Source organism: Streptomyces sp. HM190 (assembly GCF_009857135.1).
GTDB lineage: Bacteria > Actinomycetota > Actinomycetes > Streptomycetales > Streptomycetaceae > Streptomyces > Streptomyces heilongjiangensis.
Genome location: NZ_CP047318.1, coordinates 896,239 through 920,900 on the forward strand (window position 1 = coordinate 896,239; position 24,662 = coordinate 920,900).

The following is a 24,662-nucleotide window of genomic DNA, read 5'->3' on the forward strand; positions in this document are numbered from 1 at the left end:
CCGCCGGGTGACGGCCGTCCCTCCGGCACCCGCCGCGCTCGGACGTCTCCACCCGCCCACCGCTCACACCAGTCCCCCCACCCGCACCTCCACCTCGATCTCCCCCCCCACCCCACCTGGAGCCGCGATGAGATCCCGTACGCCGACCGTCCGCCGTATGGCCACTGTGGCCGCGGCCCTCCTCGGGCTGCTGCTGCCGCTGTGGCTGACCGGCCCGTCCGCGCAGGCCGCGCCCGGGGCCGGCGCGTCCGCGCAGGCCGCGCCCTCCGGGTTCCGCATCCAGAACGGCCGGTTGCTGGAGCGTTCCGGCAACGACTTCGTGATGCGGGGCGTGAACCACGCCCACACCTGGTACGCGAACCAGACCAGTTCCCTCTCCCACATCAAGGCCAAGGGCGCCAACACGGTGCGCGTGGTGCTCTCCAGCGGTGACCGGTGGACGCGCAACGACACCGCGGACGTGGCGAACGTGGTCGCGCAGTGCAAGCAGAACCGGCTCATCTGTGTCCTTGAGGTGCACGACACCACAGGCTACGGCGAGCAGAGCGGGGCCGTCACGCTGTCGCGGGCCGCCGACTACTGGATCAGTGTGCAGAGCGCGCTGACCGGTCAGGAGGACTACGTCATCGTCAACATCGGCAACGAGCCCTACGGCAACAACAACTACGCGGGCTGGACCGCCGACACGAAGGCCGCGATCCAGAAGCTGCGCGCCGCGGGCTTCCGGCACACGATCATGGTGGACGCGCCCAACTGGGGCCAGGACTGGGCGTTCACGATGCGTGACAACGCGGCGTCGGTGTTCGCCTCCGACCCGGACGCCAACACGCTCTTCTCGATCCACATGTACGGCGTCTTCGACACGGCCGCCGAGATCACCGACTACCTGGGCCGCTTCGTCGCGGCGAAACTGCCCATCGTGGTGGGTGAGTTCGGGCACGACCACTCGGACGGCAACCCCGACGAGGACACCATCCTGGCCACCACCCAGCAGCTCGGCCTGGGTTACCTGGGCTGGTCGTGGAGCGGCAACGGCGGCGGCGTCGAGTACCTGGACATGGTCACGAACTTCGACCCGAACCAGCTGACCAGCTGGGGCAGGCGCCTGTTCGAGGGCACGAACGGCATCGCCGCCACCTCGAAGGAGGCCGCGGTCTACGCCTCCTCCGGCGGCGACACCACTCCGCCGACCGCCCCCGGCACCCCGACCGCCTCGTCGGTGACGGCGTCCTCGGCCAGGCTGGCGTGGACCGCCGCGACCGACGCGACCGGTGTCACCGGCTACGACGTGGTCCGCGTGAGCGGCACCACGGAGACACCGGCGACGACCACCACCGGCACGTCCGCCACCCTCACGGGCCTGGCGCCGTCGACGTCGTACGTGTTCGCCGTGTACGCCCGTGACGCGGCCGGGAACCGGTCGCCGCGCTCCGGCACCGTGAGCGTCACGACGCCGTCCGGCGGCACCACGGCGTCCTGCTCCGTCGGCTACCGGGTGACCGGGGAGTGGCCCGGCGGCTTCCAGGGCGAGATCGTCATCCGCAACACCGGCGGCTCGGCGGTCAACGGCTGGACCCTGCGCTGGACGTTCCCCGACAGCCAGCGCGTCACCAACCTGTGGGGCGGCACCGCGACCCAGAGCGGCGCGGACGTCACCGTCACCTCGGCCCCGTACACCGCGAACATCCCGGCGTCGGGCTCCACCACCCTCGGCTTCACGGCCGGCAAGGGCAGCGCGAACCCCAGCCCTACGGCGTTCACCCTCAACGGGTCGGCCTGCACGACGAGCTGACGCCGGGGCCTGCGCCGCTGCCGGGGGACGGGACGGTGGGCCGCCGTCCCCCGGCAGCGGGCCCGGAACGGTCCGTCAGATCTCGTCGGGGCCGGCGGCGTTGCGCAGGGTGCTGATCATGGAGAGGACGGTTTCGGCGGCGGGCGGCTGGACGCGTTCGGCTCCGCCGTGGGTGAGGAGGCCCTCCAGAGCGCTGTCGTCCACGTACGGATGAAGCCGGGTCGCCAGGAGGTGGCGGTCCTCCAGGCGCACGGTCGGGTTGCCCTGTGCTCGCTCGTAGAACGCGGTCAGCCTGCGCCAGGACTCCGGGTCCGACGTCAGCGTGTGGAAGAAGGCGCGGTGCCGTGTACGGATGATGAGGAGCACCGCGAGCTGGAGCCGGAACTCGCGGCTCAGGGCCTGCGTCCCGTGGGCCTGGAAGACGGCAAGGGCCATGTTGAAGACGTTGATGTACCGCTTGAGCCTGCGGGGATTGACCCCGAGGCCGCGCCGCAGCAGGTCCCAGAAGAAGGGATCGTCCCCGAGTTCGGACACGTAGGGCTTGAACGCCTCCTGGAGCGTGTCGAAGCCGACGTCGGGGAGGAAGAACGGCAGTTGGACGATCTTGTCCAGGTAGGCCATGCCGGACACGACGTCCGAGGGGGCGCCCTTGAGCGCCTCGTCGAACTTGTTGGTGGCGACCGCCGCCAGCACGTCGAGGTCCAGCGCGAGTACGAAGACGCACTGCGACTGGGCGAGGAACAGCTTCAGCGACTCAAGGACGGTCATCGCCGACTCCGGAGTGCAGCGGTCCAGGTCGTCGACGAACACGACGAGCCGGCCGTCCTCACCGACGAAGTCCCGGACGGCGTCCGCGAAGTCCAACTCGAAGCGGTTGACCTGCCGGTACTGCTCGGAGTCCTCCTGTGCGAGGTCCTGCAGCATCTGGTCGACCTGCTCGCTCTTGATCACACCGCCCGTGCCGAGGGCGGCCGCCGCGCCCAGCCCGGCCCGCACGGAGAGCCAGGTGGCCGCCTTGGCGAGCCTCTTCGCCTTCTTCCTGAGCGTGTCGTCCCCCTGCTCCATCTCGGAGAGGATGGTGTGCAGCAGCGCCGCCCACACCTCGACCTTGCGGTCGTACTTCCAGGGGTTGAACCAGATCGTCCTGGTCCGTGTCGCCTCGAAACGCCGCTGCCACAACTGCAGGAAGCTCGACTTGCCCGCACCCCAGGAACCGAAGACGCCGACGGTCAGCGGCAGTGGCGTGGCCTGTTCCACGGCGTTGTGCAGCACGTCGACGTACGGTCCGAACCGGAACGTGTCGTCCTCGGGGCTGCTGACGGGATTGTCGGTCAGGGGACGCAACGGAGACTCTCCTGTGTTTCGAACGGAAGGGTGCGGGGGCGGGGTTCGTGGGTCGGGCGGGGTCATGGGGCGGGCGGTGCCACCCGTCCGGGGCGGCCTTGAGACAGCCCTCGGTGCCGCGACGACGAACGCGATGATCGCGCCGAGCAGGTCTTCATCCGTGCGATCCCCCCGCTGGAACAGTGAAGCAGGTCTCCCGTGTCGCGGCTACGAGCAGCTACTCGAAGCGTGACCGCTCGTGCACAGGCGAGAAACGCTCAGCCCGGATTCGTACCAGGGTCGGCGACGAAGCGCGCCTTCAGAGGCTCATCGGCCATCCGGACCTCCAGGTCGTACAGGCTCAGGGGAAGCGGACACCGTACCGCTCAAGCCCGGGCGCCCAGAAGGTCATTGCACAGGAGAAGTACGTGTGGCGCGGTGTAGGGCATCACGCTCGGCACGGACCGCGCCGCCCGGCGCTCCCCGTGCCGGGAGACGGCGCCCGTCGTTCCCGCTACGCCCCGCCCCCCGGTGCCACCCCGTCCCCCTTCAGCCGTTCCAGGTCGGACGGGCGGACCTGGATGGCGAGGACGGCGATGAGCGCGGCGATCACCGTGAAGATCGCGGCCATGACGAACGCGGCCGAGACACCGGCGGCGAGGACCTCGTCGCTGTAGGGCGGAGGGAGTTGGCCGGTGCGCCGGAACTGGAGGCGTTCGAGCGGGGTCGCCTGGGAGAGGAAGCGGGGGATCTGCTTCTCCGCCTCGTTCGTGCTGGCCGTGCCGTACATGGTGACGAGGATGGACAGGCCCAGGGAACCGCCGACCTGCTGGGTGGTGTTGAGCAGCCCGGAGGCCGCGCCGGTCTCCCGGGTGGCCACGTTGGACAGGGCCATCAAGGTCAGCGACACGAACTCCATGCCCATGCCCAGGCTGAACACGAGCATCGGGCCGAGGACGCTGCCGGCGTACGTGGAGTGCACGTCGGTCAGGGTCAGCCAGCCCAGGCCGGCCGCCGCGAGGATGGCGCCCCCCACCATGAACGGTTTGGGCCCGTACACGGGCAGGAACCGCGACGCCAGCCCGGCGCCGAGCGCGATCACCGCGCTGACCGGCAGGAACGCGAAGCCGGTGGCCAACGGGCTGAAGCCCAGCACGTTCTGCACGAAGAGCGTCAGGAAGAAGAACATGCCGAAGATGGCGGCGGCGAGGCACAGCATGATGCCGTACGTGCCCGCGCGGTTGCGGTCGGCGAACATGTGGAGCGGGGTGATCGGCTGTCTGGAGCGCTTCTCCACCAGGACGAACAGCAGCAGCAGGACCACGGCGCCCACGAACGACGCCAGCGTCAGGGCATCGCTCCAGCCCTCCTGGGCGGCGCGGATGAACCCGTACACCAGGAGCACCATGCCCGCGGTGGAGGTCAGCGCGCCGGCGACGTCGAAGTGGCCGGGATGGCGCTCGGACTCCCGGATCCAGCGGGGGGTGGCGAGCACGATCAGCAGGCCGATCGGCACGTTGACGAACAGCACCCACCGCCAGTTGAGCCACTCCACGAGGATCCCGCCCGCGAGCAGCCCGATCGCGCCGCCGCCCGCCGAGACCGCCGCGAACACGCCGAACGCCCGGTTGCGTTCGGGGCCTTCGCGGAAGGTCGTGCTGATCAGGGCGAGGGAGGTCGGGGACGCGATGGCGCCGCCGACGCCCTGGAGGGCGCGGGCGGCGAGGAGTTGACCGGCGTTCTGGGACAGGCCCCCGAGGAGGGAGGCCAGCACGAACAGCAGGACGCCGAAGACGAAGACACGGCGCCGGCCGAGGATGTCACCCGCCCTGCCGCCGAGCAGCAGCAGACCGCCGAAGGTGAGTGTGTAGGCGTTCACCACCCAGGCGAGGCTGGTGGTGGAGAAGTCCAGGGAGCGCTGGATGTCCGGCAGCGCGATGTTCACGATCGTGATGTCGAGGACGACCATCAACTGGCAGGAGGCGATCACCAGCAGCGCCATCGCGCTCCCGCCACCACCTGATTCCCGGGTGGTGGTCTGTGCTGGGGAAGTCGGCTGGGGGTCGCTGCTCATGACATGTCGCTCGGCACTGTTCGGTGGACGGAAGGGCCCACGCAGGCGTCCGTTGTTCGACCGTACGCCCGCCCCATGCCCCTCACCACTCGAACGTCCGCCCCGCACACTGCCGGCCGCCGAGCGTCTTCCACTGCTCCCGGTGCCCCCGCCGAACGCCTTCCGTGGCCCCGGCGCGCGCCCTGCCGAGCGCCCTCCACGGCACCGCAGCACGCCCCACCGGATGCGTCGCACTGCGCCACCGCGACGCGACCGCGGGGTTCGAAAACCCGTATCGGCGTGGGGGCGGTGAGGGCTATGATCGCCGCGATGACGACTCATTCCGTGGACAGAATGGGGGTCCCGTCCGCGCAAGGTGAGTGCTGATGCTCACTCATGTCGTGAACGGGGATTCCCGACTCGCCCTCTGGTCGCGCGTGCGCAGGTTCGCCGTGCCGCCGTCGATGATCGAGACCGCCACCGCCCGCCGTGAGGCCGGCGACTGGGCGGGCGCCTGCGCCGCCGCCAACATCGACCTCGACCTCCACCCGCGTACCGTCGCCCGGTGCCACGGCCAGGACGTCGCCGCCCGACTACGGGCCGACCTGCGGCGTCTCGCTCCGGACCTGCTGCGCTGGCACCTGCCGAGGATCGCCCCCGACGGGCTGCTGCGGCCGGGGCTGACGATCACGCTGGCCCGGTACGGCGCCGAGGGGCGCGCGGGCCCGTACCCGGTGCACCTCGTGGTGCGGACCCCGCCCGCCTGGGCGGACGCCGGACAGCGGATCGGTCTCGCGCTGTGGGACGGATCCGCCGGATCCCGCTCGGCGCCCGACGCGCGCCGCCACCCGCACCCCCGGCCCAGCAGCCGCTACCGGCTCGATCTGCACCGGCATCTGTGGGACGCCCGCAGCGCCCCCGAGCTGCGGGCGCGGTCCGGCGCCGACCAGCCGTCCACGGACGGCCCCGTCGTATCGGGCTGGCGGGCATCGGAGGTCGTGCCGCCCGGGTACGGCTGTGCCGTGGGCCGGTGGGCGGACGAGGCGCGGATGCTGCTGGCGGCCGAGGGCCGGTCCGGCGGGCCCGTCCTCGTACGCCTCGGGGCGCGGCGCCGGCTGCTGCTGCACCTCGACGACGGCCCGGACGGCGCCGGATCGCCGGTCCCGCGGATCGAGGTGGCCTCTGACGGTGACGGGACCGCCCCTCGCCTGCCTGTGCTGCCCGATGCGGCGACCTGGGTTCCGCCCGATCTGGAGTTGCTGCATTGCGGGGCGATCCATCCGGACCGGCTGCATCCGCTGGTCGCCGGGGCGCTGGTGCCCGGCCATGCGGCCGCCGGGCAGCCCCGGGCCGCGGACCCCGCCGAGGAGCCGCGAATCGTGGAGTGCCGGGGGGAGCGGCACCGGATCGGGCTGGTCGACGGGGTACTGGCGCCCCTGGACCACGGTCCGGACGAGATCCGGCGGGAGGAACTGCTCGTCGCGCTGACCGGCACTCCCCTGCCCTGCCTCAAGGCGATCGACCAGGCACACCGCCGCCCGGACGACCTGTCCGGCGTGCGGGAACGGCTGGACCACGGGGACACCGCCGGGGCGCTGGCCGTCGTCGAGGGGCTGCTCGGCCCCGGGGCGGTGCTGCACGACGGCCCCCTGCGGGACGAACTCGAGGCGGCCGCGCGGCGGCGGATCACCTACGGGTTGTACCGGGCGGGGCTGACGGGGCCCGGCCCGGACCACGTCCGTCCGGACCGCCGGCGGGGGCCGCGCCGCGAGGGCGACGGCCTGTGCCTGTGCGGAGGCGGCGTGCGCGCCGCGTCCGGCTCAGCGGATCTCGACGAGGAGGTCTCCGCCCTCCACCTGCTGGATCCGGTTGATGGCGAGCCGCGCCACCCGTCCGGCCTTCGAGGCGGTGATCGCGGCCTCCATCTTCATGGCCTCGATGGTGGCGATCGTGGCGCCCGACTCCACCTCGTCGCCCTCGGCGACCGCGAGGGTCACCACTCCGGCGAACGGGGCGGCGACATGGCCGGGGTCGGAGCGGTCGGCCTTCTCGGTGGCGGGGATGTCGGAGGAGGCGGCGACGTCGCGGACCTGGATGGGCCGCAGCTGGCCGTTGAGGGTGGCCATCACGGTGCGCATACCGCGCTCGTCGGCCTCGCCCACGGCCTCCAGACCGATCAGAAGCCGCACACCGGGTTCCAGGTCGACGGCGTACTCCTTGCCGGGGCCGAGCCCGTAGAAGAAGTCCTTGCTGTCGAGGACGCTGGTGTCGCCGTACGTCTGCCGGTGCGCCTCGAACTCGCGGGTCGGGGCGGGGAACAGCAGCCGGTTGAGAGTGGCGCGCCGGTCCTTCTCCAGGCCGTCGCGGTCCTCGGCGGTCAGCTCCCGTACGGGCTTGGCCTCGCCGCGGCCCTGGAGGGCCTTGGTGCGGAACGGCTCGGGCCAGCCGCCGGGCGGGGTGCCGAGTTCACCGCGGAGGAAGCCGATGACGGAGTCGGGGATGTCGAACCGGTCGGGGGTCGCCTCGAAGTCGGCCGGTGCCACCCCGGCACCCACCAGGTGCAGGGCGAGGTCGCCGACGACCTTCGACGAGGGGGTGACCTTCACGAGGTGGCCGAGGATGCGGTCGGCGGCGGTGTACATCGCCTCGATGTCCTCGAAGCGGTCGCCGAGGCCGAGGGCCACCGCCTGGGTGCGCAGGTTGGAGAGCTGGCCGCCGGGGATCTCGTGGTCGTAGACGCGTCCGGTCGGGGAGGCGAGGCCCGCCTCGAACGGGGCGTAGATCTTGCGGACGCTCTCCCAGTAGGGCTCCAGGTCGCCGACGGCCCGCAGGTCGAGGCCGGTGGGCCGGTCGGAGTGGTCGGTGGCGGCGACGATCGCCGACAGGGAGGGCTGCGAGGTCGTCCCCGCCATGGAGGCCACGGCCCCGTCGACGGCGTCGGCGCCGGCCTGGATCGCGGCGAGGTAGGTGGCGAGCTGCCCGCCCGCGGTGTCGTGGGTGTGGATGTGGACCGGCAGGTCGAACTCGCGGCGCAGCGCGGACACCAGCTTGGTGGCGGCCGGGGCGCGCAGCAGGCCCGCCATGTCCTTGACGGCGAGGACGTGGGCGCCGGCCTCGACGATCTGCTCGGCGAGCCGCAGGTAGTAGTCGAGGGTGTAGAGCTCCTCCGCCGGGTCGGACAGGTCGGAGGTGTAGCAGAGGGCGACCTCGGCGACGGCGGTGCCGGTGGCCCGTACCGCGTCGATGGCGGGCCGCATCTGGCTGACGTCGTTGAGCGCGTCGAAGATGCGGAAGATGTCGATTCCGGTGTTCGCGGCCTCCTCCACGAAGGCGTCGGTCACTTCCGTCGGGTACGGGGTGTAGCCGACGGTGTTCCGGCCGCGCAGCAGCATCTGGAGACAGATGTTCGGCACGGCCTCGCGGAAGGCGGCCAGCCGCTCCCAGGGGTCCTCGGCGAGGAACCTGAGGGCGACGTCATAGGTGGCGCCGCCCCAGCACTCCAGGGACAGCAGCTGCGGCAGGGTCCGCGCCACGGTGGGCGCGACGGCGAGCATGTCCTTGGTGCGGACGCGGGTCGCGAGCAGCGACTGGTGGGCGTCGCGGAACGTGGTGTCGGTGACGCCGATCGTCGGCGACCGGCGCAGCCAGCTCGCGAAGCCCTCCGGTCCCAGCTCGACGAGCTTCTGCTTCGAGCCGGCGGGCGGCTGCGTGGCGGGTACGGCGGGGATCTTGTCCGCCGGGTCGATGAGCGCGGGCCGCTCGCCGTGCGGCTTGTTGACGGTCACGTCGGCCAGGTACGTGAGGAGCTTCGTGCCGCGGTCGGCCGAGTGGCGGGAGGTGAGCAGGTGCGGGCGCTGCTCGATGAACGACGTGGTGACCCGGCCCGCCTGGAAGTCCGGGTCGTCGAGGACGGCCTGGAGGAAGGGGATGTTCGTGGCGACGCCGCGGATGCGGAACTCGGCGACGGCGCGCCGGGCCCGGTTGACCGCAGTGGTGAAGTCCCGGCCCCGGCAGGTGAGTTTGACCAGCATGGAGTCGAAGTGCGCGCTGATCTCGGTACCGGCGTGGGTCGTTCCGCCGTCGAGGCGGATGCCGGAGCCGCCGGGCGAGCGGTAGGCGCTGATGCGGCCGGTGTCCGGGCGGAAGCCGTTCGCCGGGTCCTCGGTGGTGATACGGCACTGCAGGGCGGCACCGCGCAGGGTCACCGTCGCCTGGGAGAGGCCGAGGTCGGCGAGGGTGGCCCCGGCGGCGATCCGCAGCTGCGACTGGACGAGGTCGACGTCGGTGACCTCCTCGGTCACCGTGTGCTCGACCTGGATCCGGGGGTTCATCTCGATGAAGACGTGGTTGCCGTCGCGGTCGAGGAGGAACTCGACGGTGCCCGCGTTGCGGTAGCCGATCTCCCGGGCGAACCGTACGGCGTCGGCGCAGATCCGCTCCCGCAGCTCCGGGTCGAGGTTAGGGGCGGGCGCCAGCTCGATGACCTTCTGGTGGCGGCGCTGCACCGAACAGTCGCGCTCGAACAGGTGGATGACGTCGCCCTGGCCGTCGGCGAGGATCTGCACCTCGATGTGGCGGGGCTCGACGACGGCCTTCTCCAGGAAGACGGTGGGGTCGCCGAACGCGGACGCGGCCTCGCGGGACGCCGCCTCGATGGCTTCGCGCAGCGCCGCGGGTTCCTCGACGCGGCGCATGCCGCGCCCGCCGCCGCCGGCGACCGCCTTCACGAACACCGGGAAGCCGATCTCGTCGGCGGCGCGCACCAGTTCGTCGACATCGGTGGAGGGCGCCGAGGACCCGAGCACCGGTACGCCGGCCGCGCGGGCGGCGGCGACGGCGCGGGCCTTGTTGCCCGTCAGCTCCAGGATGTGGGCGCTCGGTCCGACGAACGTGATGCCCGCGTCCTCGCAGGCCCGCGCCAGTTCCGGGTTCTCGGACAGGAAGCCGTACCCGGGGTAGACGGCGTCGGCGCCGGCCTGGCGGGCGGCGCGCATGATCTCGTCGACGGAGAGGTACGCCCGTACGGGATGGCCCGGCTCACCGATCTCGTAGGCCTCGTCGGCCTTGAGTCGGTGCAGCGAGTTGCGGTCCTCGTGGGGGAAGACGGCGACCGTCCGCGCGCCCACTTCGTACCCGGCGCGGAACGCGCGGATCGCGATCTCGCCACGGTTGGCGACCAGTACCTTGCGGAGCATCCCTGATCCCTTCGGCCTGCGATGAGGAACACCATGGTCGCGGCAATGTAGCCCACGTGCCATGAGAGTCGTGTCACTGAGTGCCAGTATTTTTCGGACTGATGATGATGAAGGGTTCATATCCTCGGCGATGGATGCACCCGAACCCTGTCCCACAGTGCCACCCGGCATCGGGGGGGTGGCTGGTTTCGTATGTCCGACATGACGCTCTCCCCGTCTGGGCGTTCGCGTCGGCCCACGCGGCGGCCCGGCACGTCCTCGGGGTCCGCGTCGACGCGCCGGCGCCGCCGCGTTCCCGATCCGGCCGAGGACCGGCTCGCTGACGTACCGGGTGACGGGGACGGCTCCCGGCGGGCGCGGCCGGGTGCGCGTCGAGCCGTTCACCGACCTGACGGGCACCGTACTTCGGATCGGGCCTGTCGGTTCGGGCACGACAGTGATACGGAAGTGATGGAAACCGCGTACATGACGCCCGGCTGAGCTAGCCTCAACATCCAAAAGCGAACTGACGTACGCGGAAAGCGACTTCGGGAGTGTTGTGTCAGACCAGCGGCCGGTGCCACCGCGCTCGACGGCAGACGAGGCTCCGGCGCTGCGGAGGACGGGCGCCCTTCCCCTGCGCCCCGGCGACCCGGGCCGTATCGGCCCGTACGTGTCGCTGGGACTGCTCGGCAGCGGGGGTATGGGGCGCGTCTATCTGGGGCGCCCCTCGGACGGCGGGTCCGGGTTCGTCGCCGTCAAGGTGATCAGGCCCGAGTACGCGGAGGACGTCCGGTTCCGGCGCCGCTTCGAGCGCGAGGCGGCCGTCCACGGCCGGGTCCGCACCGCGCACCTGCCGAGACTGTGCGGCACCGGGTTCGAGGACGAACTGCTGTGGATGGCCACCGAGTACCTGCCCGGCGTCGATCTGGCGGACGCCGTGCACGAGGAGGGCCCGCTGCCGACCGCCGCTGTCTGGCGACTCGTGGCGGAGCTGGGGCAGGCGCTCACCGACCTGTCGGACGCGGGCATCGTGCACCGGGACCTGAAGCCCTCCAACGTCCTGATCTCCGCCCGGCGCGCCCACGTCATCGACTTCGGTATCGCGAAGGCCGCCGACGCGAGCGCGATCACCGGGACGGGCGACCGGGTGGGCACTCCGGCGTACATGTCTCCGGAGTACCTGCGCACCGGTGAGTGCGGCACGCCCTCGGACGTGTTCTCCCTGGCCTGCGCCCTGGTCTACGCGGCGACGGGCAGCGCCCCGTTCGGCGACGGCACCGGGGTCGACGTGATGCACCGGGTCGCCTTCGAGGAGCCCAACGCGAAGGTGATCCGGGAGCTCGCCGAGTCCGACGAGGCACTCGCCACGCTGCTGTGGTCCTGCCTCGCCAAGGAGCCGGGCCGCCGGCCCACGCCGCAGGACCTGGTGCGGAAGGCGGGGCCCCGCGCCGGCCCCTCCGGCACCTCCGACTGGCCCGAGCCGTTGGGCGGCATGGTGCTCGTGCGGCAGCAGGCGTACGAGGAGCTGTGCCGGCTGCCCCTCGTGCAGGCCCCCGTCTTCCCGGCCGCCGACGAGGCGGCGGAGCGGGCACCGGCGCCCGCCGCCGGTGATGTGCGGCCCGCCGCGGCCGACTCCGCCGGTTCCTCGCAGGAGGCTCCGGGCGCTTCCGCGGGCGGCCGGGCGGCGTTAGACCCGGCGGTGCCCACCCGGACGCGCCGGAAGCGGGTGCTGGCGGTCGGCGGCGCGGGCGTCGCGCTCTGCGCGGTGGCCGCGGGCGTCTTCGTCCTCACCCGCCCGGACGCGTCCCCGTCCGCCACACCGGAGACGGGCATCTGGTCGACCGGGAAGAGCGCGCCCGACGACGCGGTCTCCCCGTCGGCGTCCGGTAAGTCCCAGCGCGCGCCCGACCCGGACGGCGGGGGCTCGTCGCTCTCGAAGGTGTCCGGAAAGGGCAAGGACGACGGCAAGGGCAGTGCGGCCGTCGACGGGACGTCGGCACGGCCCGACGCCTCCGCGTCCGCCGACGACGACCGAGGCGCAGGCACCGGGACGGACACCCCGGTCGATGACGGCTCCGACGCCCCGGACGACCCCGAACCGACCCCGAGCGACCCGCCCGCCGACTCCGGTGACCCGGCCTGGCTCACGGACTGCGGCTACTACGCGGGCAACGGCCGCACCCGTGTCGGCGACAGCGGCAAGCGGGTGCTGCAGGCGGAGTGCATCCTGAGCAGGCGCGGGTACGGCGTCAGCGTGGACGGCGAGTTCGACAGCGGGACGGAGGCCGCCGTCGAGGCGTTCCAGAACACGGTGGGGCTGGAGGCGAACGGTGTCGTCAACCGCGACACGTGGGCCGCGCTGCGCAGCCCGGAGTGACGGTCCCGCACGCCCCACCCGCCCGTCGGTCCCGACCGCCCCACCCGACCGACGGGCCCGCACGCCGGCCCGGTGGGACCCCGCACCCCGAGCGGGGGTACCGGGCGGTCAGCCGGTGAGGCCGGCCTTCTGCAGCCACTCCTCGGCGACGGCGCTCGCGTCCTCCTTGTCCCTGACGAGTTTCCTCATCATCTCCAGCAGGTCCTCGGTGGTCAGCTGCGCGGAGACCGCGTTGAGCGCCTTCCTGGCCCTGGCGTCGACGGCCTTCTTGTGGACGAGCGGCGTCACGTTCTGTGAGGAGAAGAGGTTCTTGGGGTCCTCCAGGACGACCAGGTCGTCCTCGACGATGGCGGGGTCGGTGGTGTACAGGTTCGCGGCCTGCACCTTGTCGTCCTTGAGCAGCTTCACGAGGGTGGTCTGGGCGCCCGCGTCGAGCGGCTGGAACGTGCCGAACTCCACGCCGTAGACCTTCTTCAGGCCGACCCCGCCCTGGGTGCGGGTCTTGAACTCCGAACCGGCCCCGAGGGTCATCCCGCCCGCGACGGGCTTGAGGTCGGCGAGCGTCTTCAGGTCGTACTTCTCCGCCGTCCTCGCGGTCACCGTGACCGAGTCCTTGTCCTCGGCCGCGGCGGAGTCGAGTATCTCCACCGACTTCGGGAGTTTGGCCTTGAGTTCGGCGTTGATCTCCTCGGTGCCGGTCGCGGTGCTGTTCTTGTCGACGGCCACCGACAGCAGGGCGCCGTTGTACTCCGGGAAGACGTCGATGCCGCCCTTGACCACCTGGTCGTAGTAGACCTCGCGGGCCCCGATGTCGAACTTGCGGGTCACCTTGAGGTCCTTGTCCTCCAGGGCCTGCGCGTAGATCTCGGCGAGCAGCTGGTTCTCGGGGAAGTTCGCCGAGCCGACGACCAGGGCGGAGCCGCCGCCCCCGCTGTCGCCCGTCAGCGGATTGTCGTCGCTGCCGCCCCCGCCGCCGCAGGCCGTCAGGGACAGGGCGGTGATCAGGCCGAAGGCGACGCCTCGGTACATGCCTCGCATGGTTGTTTCCTTTCTCATGGCCCGAAGGGCGCGGAGGAACGGAGGAGTTCAGGACGACGCCGGGTCCGGGCGACCGGCAGCGTTAGGGACGACGCCGGGGTCCGGGAGACCGGCGGGGTTCAGGATTTCGGCGCCGAGACCCTGAGCCCCGGTGAGACGACTGCCCGCCCGAGCGCGGTGAACGCGGCCTGCACGACGAGCGCGAGGGCGACCACGACCGCGGAGCCCCCGATGACCAGCTCGTAGTCGTTGCGGGCGAGCCCGTCGACGATGAAGCGGCCGAGGCCGCCGAGGCCCGGATAGGCGGCGACGGTCGCGGTGGCCACGACCTGGATCGCGGCCACCCGCAGGCCCAGCAGGATCAGCGGCAGCGCCATCGGCACCTCCACCCTCGCCAGGACCTCCCACTCGGTCATGCCGACGCCGCGTGCGGCGTCCCGGGTGGCGGGGTCCACGCCCCGGACGCCCTCGAAGGTGTTGATGAGGATCGGCGGCACCGCGAGCGCGACCAGGGCGAGGAGCACCGGAACGGTGCTGAGCCCGGCGAGCGTCACGACGAGGACGACGAGACCGAAGGTGGGGATCGCACGGGCGAGGTTCGCGACGCTCGCCACGGCGAACGCCCCGCGCCCGGTGTGCCCGACGAGCAGCCCGGCCGACAGTCCGATCAGAGCGGCGCACAGCAGCGACAGACCGCTGTAGGTGAGGTGTTCCAGGAGTCGCGCGGGGATGCCCTCGTCGCCGTGCCACTGCGCGGGCGAGGTCAGCCAGTCCGCCACGAGCCGGATCTGGTTGAGGAAGTCGTTCACGCCGTCGTCCCCCTGCTCCGGGACCAGGGGGTGAGCAGTCGCTGCGCGACGACCAGCAGCGCGTCGGTGACGAGGGCGAGCAGCATGATCAGCACGATGGCGGTGACGATCGGCGTCGGGAAGTCGAGCTGGAGGCCGCGGGTGATGTAGTAGCCGAGGCCGCCCTGTCCGATGAGCTGGCCGACGGCGACGAGGCTGAGGGAGGAGACCGCGGCGACGCGCACGCCGGCGATGACGACGGGCACGGCGATGGGCAGTTCGACCTGGAGGACGCGGCGGACGGCGCCGAACCCCATGGCGGTCGCGGCGAGCCGGACCGGTTCGGGGACCGAGGCGAGGCCGTCGACGACGTTGGGCACGAGCACCGACAGGGTGTACAGCGTCAGCGGGATCATCACGGTCTGTTCGGTCAGCCCCGTGTAGCGGACGAAGACCATGAACAGGGCCAGCGACGGGATCGAGTACAGGATGTTGGCCACCGTCAGCACCGGCGGGTAGAGCCGGCGCCTGCGGTGGCAGAGGATGCCCAGCGGCACCGAGACGAGCATCCCGAACAGCACGGGCAGCAGACCGAGTCTGAGGTGGAGGGCGGTGTAGTCGGCCAGTTCGGCGGCGTGGTCGGCGATCCACTGCCACCGGACCAGCGGTTCCCCGTCGCTCATCGGTCACCGCCCGCGCTGTCGGCGGCCACCGGGCTCCCGGCCGCTTCCGTACGGCTCCCGGCGCCGCTCGTGCGGCTCCCGGCCACGTCCGCCCGGTCCGTGGGGGCAGCCCCGGCGGTCAGCTCGTGGGCGTCGGCCACGCCGACGACCGCGCCGTCGGCGTCCACGCCCACCGCGAGCCGGGCGGGTGACAGCAGCGCCGAGTCGAGGGCGGCCCGCGCCGAGTCCCCGGCCAGGCTGAAGGTGTGACCGAGCGGCACCAGGGCGGCGTCCGCGAGCGTGCCGCTTACCGGCAGGTCCGCGACCGGGGTCCAGCCGAGGGGCCTGCGCGCGTCGTCGACGACGAGCACCCACGGCTCGTCGAGGGCGCGGGCCGCGGCCACGGGCGAGGTGACCGGGAGCACCGGGCCGTCACGCAGCGGCAGTCCGGCGGCCCGCACGAAGGACAGCCGGCGGATGCCCCGGTCCTGGCCGACGAAACCGGCGACGAAGTCGTCCGCGGGGTCGGCGAGCAGCCGCTCCGGGGTGTCGAACTGGGCGAGCCTGCCGCCGTCGCGGAACACGGCTATGCGGTCGCCGAGCCTGATCGCCTCGTCGATGTCATGCGTGACGAACACGATCGTCTTGTGCAGCTCCTTCTGGAGCCGCGCGAACTCGGTCTGGAGTTCGGCCCGCACGACGGGGTCGACCGCGCTGAACGGCTCGTCCATCAGCAGCACCGGCGGGTCGGCGCCCAGAGCCCTCGCCACCCCGACACGCTGCTGCTGCCCGCCGGAGAGCTGGTTCGGGTAGCGCTTCGCCATCTCGGCGGGCAGCCCCACACGTTCGAGCAGCTCGGCCGCGCGGGCCCGCGCCTTCTTCCTGCCCCAGCCGAGGAGCAGGGGCACGGTCGCGATGTTGTCGAGGACCGTGCGGTGCGGGAAGAGTCCCGCGTGCTGGATCACGTAGCCGATGCCCCGGCGCAGCTCGGGCGCGTCGATCTCGCGGATGTCCCGGCCGCGCAGGCTGACCGTGCCGGCGGTGGGTTCCACCATGCGGTTGATCATCCTGAGGGTGGTGGTCTTGCCGCAGCCGGAGGGTCCGACGAGGATCGTGATGGCCCCCTCGGCGAGTTCCACCGTCACCCCGTCCACGGCTGTCGTGCCGTTCGGATACTTCTTGCTCACCGCGTCGAATCTGATCAAGAGTGCCCCTCACCCGACTGCATATGCACCTGCACAGTTGTCCGTGACTGAATGACAGTCAATGGACTTTCATGAAGGGCACGTTACGTTCACACGATGCCGGGCCGGGAACGTCCGGAACATGCGGGTACAGGGCCTGGTGTTCTCCTTCGCGTCGCCGCCGCGCGCCCGGCGGCCGTGCTTTCCTGGAGTCATCATGAGCAACGTCGACGTGCACCAGCACCTGTGGACCCCCGCGCTGGTGGCGGCCCTGCGGTCCCGCCGGGAGCCGCCGTTCATGGACGGCTGGACCCTGTTCCTGGACGGGGAGCCTCCGTACGAGGTGGCGCCCGCCGCCCACGACCTCGCCCGGCGGGCGGAACTCGCCGCCGACGACGGCCTCGGGCGGGCCCTCGTGTCGCTGTCGTCGCCGCTCGGCGTCGAGTGGCTGCCCGGGGAGCAGGCGCGCCCCCTGCTCGACGCCTACCACGAGGGCGCGGTGTCCCTGCCCGAGCCGTTCGGGGCGTGGGCCGCGGCCTGTGTGCGGGACGTCGACGCGGCCGCGGCCGCCGAGGTCCTCGACCGGGGCGGCTTCGTCGGCCTGCAGCTGCCGGCCGACGCCCTCGCCGACGCGGCCGGTCACGCGCGCTGCGCCCCGCTGCTCGACCTCCTGGAGGACCGCGGCCTCCCGCTGTTCGTGCACCCGGGCCCTGCGGGGAGAGCCGGGGCCGGGGGGCCGGGCTGGTGGCCGGCGATGGTGCCGTACGTGCAGCAGATGCACGCCGCGTGGTTCGCCTTCCGTGCCTTCGGCCGGCCCCGCCATCCCCGGCTGCGGGTCTGCTTCGCCCTGCTGGCCGGGCTGGCGCCGTTGCACGGGGAGCGCTTCGCCGCCCGCGGTGACGCGGCCCTCGCGGGGGCGGACCCACGGGTGTTCGTGGAGACGTCGTCGTACGGCCCCGCCGCCGTGGACGCGGTCGTGCGGGCCCTCGGGGTGGACGCGGTGGTCCAGGGCTCCGACCGGCCCTACGCGGAGCCGCCGCTCCACCCCGGCTTCGGCCTGGGGAGAGCGGCGGCGTACGCCTTCCGTGTCGCCAATCCGCGGCGGCTGCTCACGGGCGAGGGCTGAGCGGGGTCAGCGTCCGGTGCGGATCAGGCCCGTCAGGTAGCGCCACAGCGACGAACGGTGCAGGGCGGAACGGTCCCGTGCCAGCGTCCCCGTCACTCCCGGCTCGGTCCCCGTCCCTCCCGCGAGGTCCGCCTCCCCGAGGTCCGCCTCCCCGAGGTCGGTCTCCGCGGGGTCGGCCGACGACGGGCCGGGCGTCGGGGCCAGGGTGTAGCGGACGGGCAGCGAGCGCAGTCCGCGCATGAACGGCGAGGACCGCCACGGGAGTTGGTCGACGGGCAGCGCCAGCTCCAGATCGGTGAACCGCTCGAACAGGCGGCCGACGCCGACCGCCGCGACGGTGGAGGCCAGTTCGCGGGCGGGGCACTGGCGGGGGCCGGCGCCCCAGGAGAGGTGCGCGCGGGTGCTGACCGTGGTGTTCGTCGCCGCGTGGCCGGCGAAGACGGGGTCGGCGTGCGCGGCGGCGGAGGAGACCCAGACCGGGTCGCCCGCGCGGATGGTGTAGTCGCCGAGCCGGGTGTCCTTGGCGGCGAAGCGCGGGACGAAGTTCACCAGCGGCGGCTTGCGCATGACCACCCGGTTCATGGTCTCCCGGACCATGCCGGCGGAGAGGCTGGCGCGGATGCTGCCCTCGCCCGAGAGGACCTCGACGACGGTGTTGGAGATGAGGATGCCGACGTGGTCGGAGGTCATGCCGAGCAGCATGAACAGCTCGCGGGCCAGCTCGTCGAGGGTGAGGGCGGGGTGCGCGGCGAGGAGGTGGGAGGGGAAGTCGTCCCCGGGGGTCCTGAGCTTCTGCGCCGCCAGGTCGGCGAGGGCCGCCAGCAGGCGCTCCAGGGCGGGCTCGGCGTCCGGGCCGGCGTCCAGCACCCGCCACATGTCCATGAGCGCGTCGTCGCCCTGGGAGCCGGGGAAACCGAGGAGGTGGCTGGCCGCCATCAGCGGCAGCGGCCGGGAGAACTGGGCGGACAGGTCCGCCAGGCCCGTGCCGCCGGCCTGGCCCACCAGGGTGATCAGGTCGTCGGCGCAGGCGGTGACGGCCGCCCTGAGCCGCTTGGCCTGGGCGTGGCGCGGGTCCTGGAACGGTCGGAGCGCGGTGTCCCACGCGGCCCGCAGCGGCTGGTACCCGGCGCCGCCCTGGATGAGGACGTGGTTGACCTCCAGGGAGGGGCCGAGCGGCCAGTCTGCGGGTACCCGGCCCTCGGAGCGGGCCCGCCAGTTCTCCAGTCCCTTGGGCCAGCCGTGGTCGTCCTGGAGGACCTCCAGGGACTCCTTGTAGCCGAGGACCAGCCAGGCGGGGACGCCCAGCAGGTCGACCGGCGCCACCGCGCCGTGCCGCTGCCGCAGCCGCTCGTACACGAGGGACGGGCGCATCTCGTAGTCCCGGGTCAGCAGCGGCTGGGGGTCCAACGCCTCCAACCGTCTGTCGTCCGCGTGCACGGACCCGCCCTCGCCCGTCTGGGATTCCACCGCCATGCCGCCCCTCCGACACTCCCCGTACCGGCACACCTTCAGTCGGTAGCCGGGACCGCTCGGGACCTTACCCCAGGCCACCCCGCTCGGAGAACGACGGGTAGCGCGATTCTCGGGCAGGGACACGACAAAGGGGTCAGGCGTCGCGAAAGGTCGCGGCGTCCCGGTGCCGGCGAGGGTGTCCGGGCGGCCATCCCTCCCGGGGGACCGGGCGGGTCACCGCGCGCCGCGGGCGGCCTCCACGAAGGCGGTGATCAGGGCGGGGTCCTTGACCCCCCGGCTCCGCTCGACACCGCTGGACACGTCGACGCCCCAGGGCCGGGCGGTGTCGACGGCGTCCCGTACGTTGCCGGGGGTCAGCCCTCCGGCGAGGAGCCACTTGTCCCCGGGGTCGGCGACCGGCATCCGGGACCAGTCCCAGGCCGTGCCGGAGCCCGGCACGGGCGCGTCGAGCAGCAGCATGTCCTCGCCCATCTCGCCGCAGCGCGGCACCGCGTCGCCGAACGCGGCGGCGCGGATCAGCGTGCGGCCGTCCGCCGCCAGCGCGTCGTAGTAGCCGCGGTCCTCCGCACCGTGCAGCTGGACGGCGCGGATGCCCGACTCGGCGGCCAGGGACCGTACGTCGTCCAGGCTCTCCCCGCGGAAGACTCCGACGGTGAGGACGTGCTCGGGGATCCGGCGGGACAGCCGTGCGGCGGTGGCCGCGTCGACGCGGCGCGGGCTGGCGGTGAGGACGAACCCGATGGCGTCGGCGCCCGCCTCGACGGCCGTGTCGACGTCGTCCTCGGTCCGCAGACCGCAGATCTTCACGAAAAGGGAGTCACGGGAGTTGCTCACCGCCCCAGCCTGCCTCATCCGCGGCGCCCACGGGACCGCGCCCACCCTGTTCGACGCCGACACGAACGCCGGCCAGGTCGTGATCCGGTCCCCCGCCCCCTGCGGAACGCTCGCCCCGACCGGCGGTCTGCGCCGTCGGGTGCCTCACCGGCGGCCGGCCCCCGCCGGGTCATCGCAGGGTGGCGGGGTCGAGGTCCGTTCCGACGACAAGGGTGATCACGCCCTGCGCGGCGCCCGCGTCCTCGGTGGCCGGGGCGTCGGGAAGGCGCGAGGTGAGGACCTTCGCCTGCTTCGCCAGGTCCGGCGGATAGCCGACGGTCGTCCGCGCGGTGGTCTCGGGGGCGTTGCCCGTGCCGACGACGGTGAGGCCTGCCGCGCGCAGCTTCTCGGCGACGGCGGCGGCGCGTCCCGTGACGCCGGTGCCGTTGAGGACCTGCACCCGCACGTTCGAGGCGTAGACGAGGCCCTCCTCGGCCTGGGTCTGGAGCTGCTTCTTGTCGACCTCGCGGTCCTTGGCGAGGGAGGTGAACAGGTCGGCCGCGTACGGGTACTGCCAGACCACGTTGGCCCGGTCGGTCGGGACGTCCGCCTCACGGGGGTAGTTGGGGACCGTCAGGAAGGTCAGCCGGTCGCCGGGGATGCCCTTGAGCTGGGAGGCGAGGTCGTAGAGCGGGTCGATGCCGGCGAGGTCCTCGTCCGTGGTCAGGGACTTGGTGGCGGACTGCATGAAGCCGTACAGGTCACCGGGACTGGTCAGCTTGGCCTTCGCCTTGGCGGCGAGGGCCTCCATGAACTCCTGCTGGCGCCCGATGCGCCCGATGTCGGAGCCGTCGCCGACGGAGTAGCGGGTGCGGACGTAGCCGAGGGCCGTCTCGCCCTTGACGGTCTGGCAGCCCGGCTCCAGGTCCAGGAGGGCCCTCTTGTCGTGGATGGCCTGCTCGGGGCAGACCTCTATGCCCTCCAGGGCGTCGACCATCCCCTTGAAGCCGGAGAAGTCGACGGACATGAAGTGGTCGATGCGCAGCCCCGTGTTGGCCTCGACCGTCCGGATGGAGCAGGCGGCGGCCCCGGCGACCTCGCCGGTGGAGCCGCCGATCGCGAACGCCTCGTTGATCTTGGCCCGGTGCGGGCCCGAGGTGCCGCCGTCGCCCTTGTCGCACGCCGCTATCTCGACCCAGGAGTCACGCGGGAACGACACCACGGTCGCCCACTTCCGGTTCGCGGGGATGTGCAGCACCATCAGCGTGTCCGACTGCATGGTGGTCAGGTCCCGGCCGTACTCGGCGTTCTTCCCGTCACGGCTGTCCGAGCCGACGACCATGATGTTCTTCGATCCGGGACTGAGGTTCACCGGACGGTTCCCGCCGAGCTTGTTGTCGACGTCGGCGGAGGTGATGTTGTCGTCGAGGTCCTGGTAGACCCAGGCTCCGACCCCCGCGACGCCGAGCACGACCACCGCGGAGACGCCCGCGACCCAGCTCACGATCCTGCCCCGCCGTGTGAGCCGTGTTCCCCCGCCCCCGATCCCGGCACGCCGCCTTCCCGTACCACCCACCGGCGTTCCCCCCGCCTCGGCCGCCTCCGGCCGGTCGACTGACGCTCCACGCCCGGCACTTGCGACCGCCGAACCCGAGGACTCTATCCCTGGAGAGATACGGACGGGCGCCCCACTCGGCTCACCCACCACGGTGTACGCGCCCTGCGGCACGCCATCGCGTCGTCCCCGCGCCCCCGCCTCGACGGTCCGCGACCGGGCCGCGGCGGACCCGGTGCGTGTCAGCCGTGCGGGGCCCAGCGGGCGCGGAGTTCGTCGCGCAGACGGCGGGCGACCTGGCCCATGAGGGCGTCCGCGCCGGGCTGGACACGGGCGGCCACCCGGGACTCGGTGAGGGCGGCCACGGCGTAGCTGCGGCCGTCGGCGTGCTCGACGACCCCCGCCTCGTGGCGCAGGTTGAGGAGGGTGCCGGTCTTCGACGACCAGGTGGAGGCGTCGGTGGCGAAGTCCGGGGCGAGACGGTGGCGTACGACGTTGTCGGCCATCAGGTCACGCACGCGGGCGGCGACCTCGGGGTGGATCACGGGGGCGTCGGTGCCGGGCGGGTCCTGGCGCGACCGCCACACCGCCTGGAGGAGGTCGACGCAGGCCCGCGCGGTACCGGAGTTGGCGTGGGAGACGTCGAGCTGCGGCACCCGGTGGCCACGCCCGCGCGTACCGGCGTCGACCGCGAGGGCGTACGCGAGGTGCGTGTCGGCCGAACCGAACCGCTCCACCGGGGTCTCGGTGAGTTCCCGCATGGTGTGGCGGACGGACAGGCCGGACAGCCCCCACCGCGTCAGGAACGCCTCGACGGCCGACGGCGGGGTGAGGTCGAAGAGTGCGTCGGCGGCATGGCTGTCGCTCATGCTGGTGCTGAGGTAGAGCAGGTCGTCGACGGCGATCCGGGCGGGGTGGCGGAACCGGCTCAGGCCGGTCGGCCCCGGGGTGGTCATCCGGCCCGGCGGTATCTCGACGGCGTCGGCGCCGTCGAGTTCCCCGCGCCGCATCCGTTCCAGTGTCGCCAGGGCGAGGGGGACCTTCACCAGGGAGGCGACGGGGAACGGGACGTCCGGGTCGATCCCGATCTCCTCGCCCGTCTCCAGGTCCCGCACCAGGAACGACCCGTGGAGGCCGCCGTCGGCCAGGTCCCGGCGCAGCTCGCCCAGGAGCCGTTCGGTACCGGCGCTCACGCGGCGGCCCCGGCGTGCCCGGTGGCGCCGAGGCACCGGGCGACGCCCCCGGCACACACCTCACGCAGGCGGGCGGCCTCGGTGTCCGCCGCGTCGGCGAGGACCAGGGCGTAGCCGCGGGCGAAACCGGCGTCGAGTTCGCCCACGGGGCGCCAGTGCAGGCCGAGTTCACGGGCCTGCGCGGCCGAGCAGAGCAGCGCGTCGCCCCGGCTGAGGACGTCCGCGGCGGCGACGGCGAGGGACGGGGCGACGGCCAGTTGCGCCGGGAGCAGTCCGACCGCGTCACCGAGCCGGGCGAGCGGGTCCCGGACGTGGGGCACGTCGTCCTCGGGCGGCAGCCACACCCGTCGGGCCCGCCGGTCGCGGTCGGCGCGGCCGGGACGCAGGGTGTCGAGGTAGAGGGACCCGCCGTTCGGGGCGTCGCCGACCGCGAGGCCCAGGCGCACGGTCCAGTCCGCGCCCGCGGGGGGCACCGCCAGCAGCGCCGCGCGGACCTGCCGGGACGTCAGGAGGTCGGCCCGCTCCGTCGGCCCGGCGGGGCGCGGGTCGAGCGGGACTCCCCCGTCGTGGGCCTCGGCGATGAGGCGGGCGAGGCCGCCGGTGGAGCAGTCGGCGGGGACGGCCAGCCGCAGCGCGCGGCGCCGTGCGGCCACGGCCTCGTGGTCGAGCCGGTCGGCGAGTTCGACGAGCCGGCGGGCCAGCGGAAGCATGTCCCGGCCGAACGGGGTCAGCGCCACCGCGCGGGAGGACCGCTCCAGCAGCCGGTCGCCCAGCCGCTCCTCCAGCGCGGCGACACGACGGCTCACCACGGACTGCGCCGTACGGGCAGCCGCCGCGCCCACCGTGAAACTGCCGTGTTCGCTCACATGGACGAACGCCCGGCACACCGCTACAAGATCCACAGCTCCACTATGCCAAACGAGCATGGATCCGAACGTCGCCGTCTTGGACCGCGTGGCGGAGCACGGCCCACAGTGATCTCCAACGAGGGCGACGCCCACGGGAGTCCAGCGCTCCTCCCCTCTTTCGACGACGACTCGGAGGCTCGACCCATGTCTCGTTCCCTGCATCGATCCATCTCTCGTTCCCTGTCTCGTTCGCTGCCGTTCCCGTCGCGGCGACGCCGCCGGGCCGCCGGTGCGGCGGCCTGCCTGCTCGCGCTCGCCACGCTGACGGCCTGCGGTCAGGAGCAGCGGCCCGCGTCCGGCCCGGCCGCCGACGCCGCGCGGGCCGGGGCGCCGGTGGCGGCCACCGGGGCCACCGCTCCCGCGTTCCGGGAGCTGGAGCGCGAGTTCGACGCGCGGCTCGGGGTCTACGCCGTGGACACCGGCACGGGCCGTTCCGTGGCGTACCGGGCGGACCAGCGGTTCGCGTACGCCTCCACGTTCAAGGCGCTGGCGGCGGGCGCCGTGCTCCGCAAGCACGCCGAGAGCGGCAAGGACGGCGGGGACGGCATGGAGAAGGTCGTCACGTACGGGCGCGACGACATCGTCGAGAACTCGCCCGTGACGGAGGACTTCGTCGAGACGGGGATGACCCTGAGCGGACTGTGCGCGGCGACCCTCTGGTACAGCGACAACACGGCCGCCAACCTGCTCCTCGACGAACTCGGCGGCCCCGACGGGCTGGAGCGGGTCCTGGAGGAACTCGGCGACGACGTCACCGAGATGGACCGGTTGGAGCCGGACCTGAGCGAGGGCAGGCCCGGCGACGTCCGGGACACGAGCACCCCGCGGGCGATGGCCGGGAGTCTGCGGGCGTTCCTCCTCGGCGACGCCCTGGAGCGGGACGACCGCGCCCTGCTGCGTACCTGGATGGAGACGAACCGGACCGGTGGCACGCTCGTCCGGGCCGGTGTCCCGGACGGCTGGACCGTCGCCGACAAGAGCGGCAGCGCCGGGTACGGGGGCCGCAACGACATCGCCGTCCTGTGGCCGGAAGACGGCGGCAACCCCGTCGTCCTGGCGGTGCTGACCAGCCGCGACAAGCAGAACGCGGAACGCCGTGACGCCCTCGTCGCCCGCGCCGCCACCGCCGCGATCACCGCCCTGGGGCGCTAGGGGCCTGTGTTCACGGTCCCGCCGGGTCCGCGCCGGCCGTCAGCACGG

General features: G+C 72.8%; 16 protein-coding genes and 1 pseudogene. 5 read left to right on the plus strand and 12 right to left on the minus strand.

What is annotated here, in order from left to right:
- Window positions 1-127: 127 nt before the first annotated feature.
- On the plus strand, window positions 128-1,792 hold the full coding sequence (locus tag GSY65_RS03335) for a cellulase family glycosylhydrolase (RefSeq protein ID WP_159765873.1): 1,665 nt from the start codon (window positions 128-130) through the stop codon (window positions 1,790-1,792).
- Between the two features lie 75 nt (window positions 1,793-1,867).
- On the opposite strand, the gene GSY65_RS03340 is transcribed toward GSY65_RS03335, so the two are convergent.
- Together GSY65_RS03340 and GSY65_RS03345 are read right to left on the minus strand one after the other, a co-directional pair.
- Window positions 1,868-3,136, minus strand: a complete 1,269-nt coding sequence (locus GSY65_RS03340) for a KAP family P-loop NTPase fold protein (RefSeq protein WP_159765874.1) — start codon at window positions 3,134-3,136, stop codon at window positions 1,868-1,870.
- 493 nt (window positions 3,137-3,629) lie between these two features.
- Window positions 3,630-5,189: an MFS transporter gene (locus GSY65_RS03345; RefSeq protein ID WP_443043196.1), complete on the minus strand. Its 1,560-nt coding sequence runs from the start codon at window positions 5,187-5,189 to the stop codon at window positions 3,630-3,632.
- Between the two features lie 365 nt (window positions 5,190-5,554).
- Here GSY65_RS03345 and GSY65_RS33545 point away from each other — a divergent pair.
- Window positions 5,555-7,041: pseudogene (locus tag GSY65_RS33545) on the plus strand (hypothetical protein).
- On the opposite strand, the gene GSY65_RS03355 reads toward GSY65_RS33545, so the two are convergent.
- On the minus strand, window positions 6,989-10,363 hold the full coding sequence (locus GSY65_RS03355; RefSeq protein ID WP_159765875.1) for a pyruvate carboxylase: 3,375 nt from the start codon (window positions 10,361-10,363) through the stop codon (window positions 6,989-6,991). The pseudogene GSY65_RS33545 and the gene GSY65_RS03355 sit on opposite strands and share 53 nt — an antisense overlap.
- A gap of 538 nt (window positions 10,364-10,901) precedes the next feature.
- On the opposite strand from GSY65_RS03355, the gene GSY65_RS03360 reads away from it, so the two are divergent.
- Complete coding sequence (locus GSY65_RS03360; RefSeq protein ID WP_159765876.1) at window positions 10,902-12,722, plus strand: serine/threonine-protein kinase; 1,821 nt, start codon at window positions 10,902-10,904, stop codon at window positions 12,720-12,722.
- Window positions 12,723-12,830: 108 nt separating this feature from the next.
- Here the strand turns inward: GSY65_RS03360 and GSY65_RS03365 are convergent, their stop codons facing one another.
- The 4 genes from GSY65_RS03365 to GSY65_RS03380 all read right to left on the minus strand — a co-directional run bounded on the left by GSY65_RS03365 (window position 12,831) and on the right by GSY65_RS03380 (window position 16,415).
- Window positions 12,831-13,751, minus strand: coding sequence for an ABC transporter substrate-binding protein (locus tag GSY65_RS03365; RefSeq protein ID WP_159775577.1), 921 nt, complete (start codon window positions 13,749-13,751; stop codon window positions 12,831-12,833).
- A 128-nt stretch (window positions 13,752-13,879) separates the two neighbouring features.
- Window positions 13,880-14,569, minus strand: a complete 690-nt coding sequence (locus GSY65_RS03370) for an ABC transporter permease (protein WP_159765877.1) — start codon at window positions 14,567-14,569, stop codon at window positions 13,880-13,882.
- A complete protein-coding gene (locus GSY65_RS03375; RefSeq protein WP_159765878.1) occupies window positions 14,566-15,231 on the minus strand; it encodes an ABC transporter permease in 666 nt (221 codons plus the stop codon). The genes GSY65_RS03370 and GSY65_RS03375 overlap by 4 nt, the downstream gene beginning before the upstream one ends.
- On the minus strand, window positions 15,228-16,415 hold the full coding sequence (locus GSY65_RS03380; protein WP_159765879.1) for an ABC transporter ATP-binding protein: 1,188 nt from the start codon (window positions 16,413-16,415) through the stop codon (window positions 15,228-15,230). The genes GSY65_RS03375 and GSY65_RS03380 overlap by 4 nt, the downstream gene beginning before the upstream one ends.
- Before the next feature lie 196 nt (window positions 16,416-16,611).
- Here GSY65_RS03380 and GSY65_RS03385 point away from each other — a divergent pair, with 196 nt between their 5' ends.
- Complete coding sequence (locus tag GSY65_RS03385) at window positions 16,612-17,520, plus strand: amidohydrolase family protein (RefSeq protein ID WP_159765880.1); 909 nt, start codon at window positions 16,612-16,614, stop codon at window positions 17,518-17,520.
- 6 nt (window positions 17,521-17,526) lie between these two features.
- Here the strand turns inward: GSY65_RS03385 and GSY65_RS03390 are convergent, their stop codons facing one another.
- The 5 genes from GSY65_RS03390 to GSY65_RS03410 form a co-directional block, all read right to left on the minus strand.
- On the minus strand, window positions 17,527-18,993 hold the full coding sequence (locus GSY65_RS03390) for a cytochrome P450 (protein WP_201452442.1): 1,467 nt from the start codon (window positions 18,991-18,993) through the stop codon (window positions 17,527-17,529).
- Between the two features lie 213 nt (window positions 18,994-19,206).
- Entirely contained in the window at window positions 19,207-19,845 is a 639-nt protein-coding gene (locus GSY65_RS03395) for a phosphoribosylanthranilate isomerase (protein ID WP_159765881.1), read from the minus strand.
- Window positions 19,846-19,996: 151 nt separating this feature from the next.
- Window positions 19,997-21,382 carry an LCP family protein gene (locus tag GSY65_RS03400; protein ID WP_201452443.1) on the minus strand — a complete coding sequence of 462 codons (1,386 nt, stop codon included), beginning with the start codon at window positions 21,380-21,382 and terminating at the stop codon, window positions 19,997-19,999.
- Window positions 21,383-21,603: 221 nt separating this feature from the next.
- Complete coding sequence (locus GSY65_RS03405; protein WP_159765883.1) at window positions 21,604-22,554, minus strand: serine hydrolase; 951 nt, start codon at window positions 22,552-22,554, stop codon at window positions 21,604-21,606.
- Window positions 22,551-23,456 carry a LysR family transcriptional regulator gene (locus tag GSY65_RS03410; protein WP_159765884.1) on the minus strand — a complete coding sequence of 302 codons (906 nt, stop codon included), beginning with the start codon at window positions 23,454-23,456 and terminating at the stop codon, window positions 22,551-22,553. Before GSY65_RS03410 ends, GSY65_RS03405 begins: the two co-directional genes overlap by 4 nt.
- Window positions 23,457-23,606: 150 nt before the next feature.
- Here GSY65_RS03410 and bla point away from each other — a divergent pair, with 150 nt between their 5' ends.
- Complete coding sequence (gene bla / locus GSY65_RS03415; RefSeq protein ID WP_159765885.1) at window positions 23,607-24,614, plus strand: class A beta-lactamase; 1,008 nt, start codon at window positions 23,607-23,609, stop codon at window positions 24,612-24,614.
- Window positions 24,615-24,662: the final 48 nt, after the last annotated feature.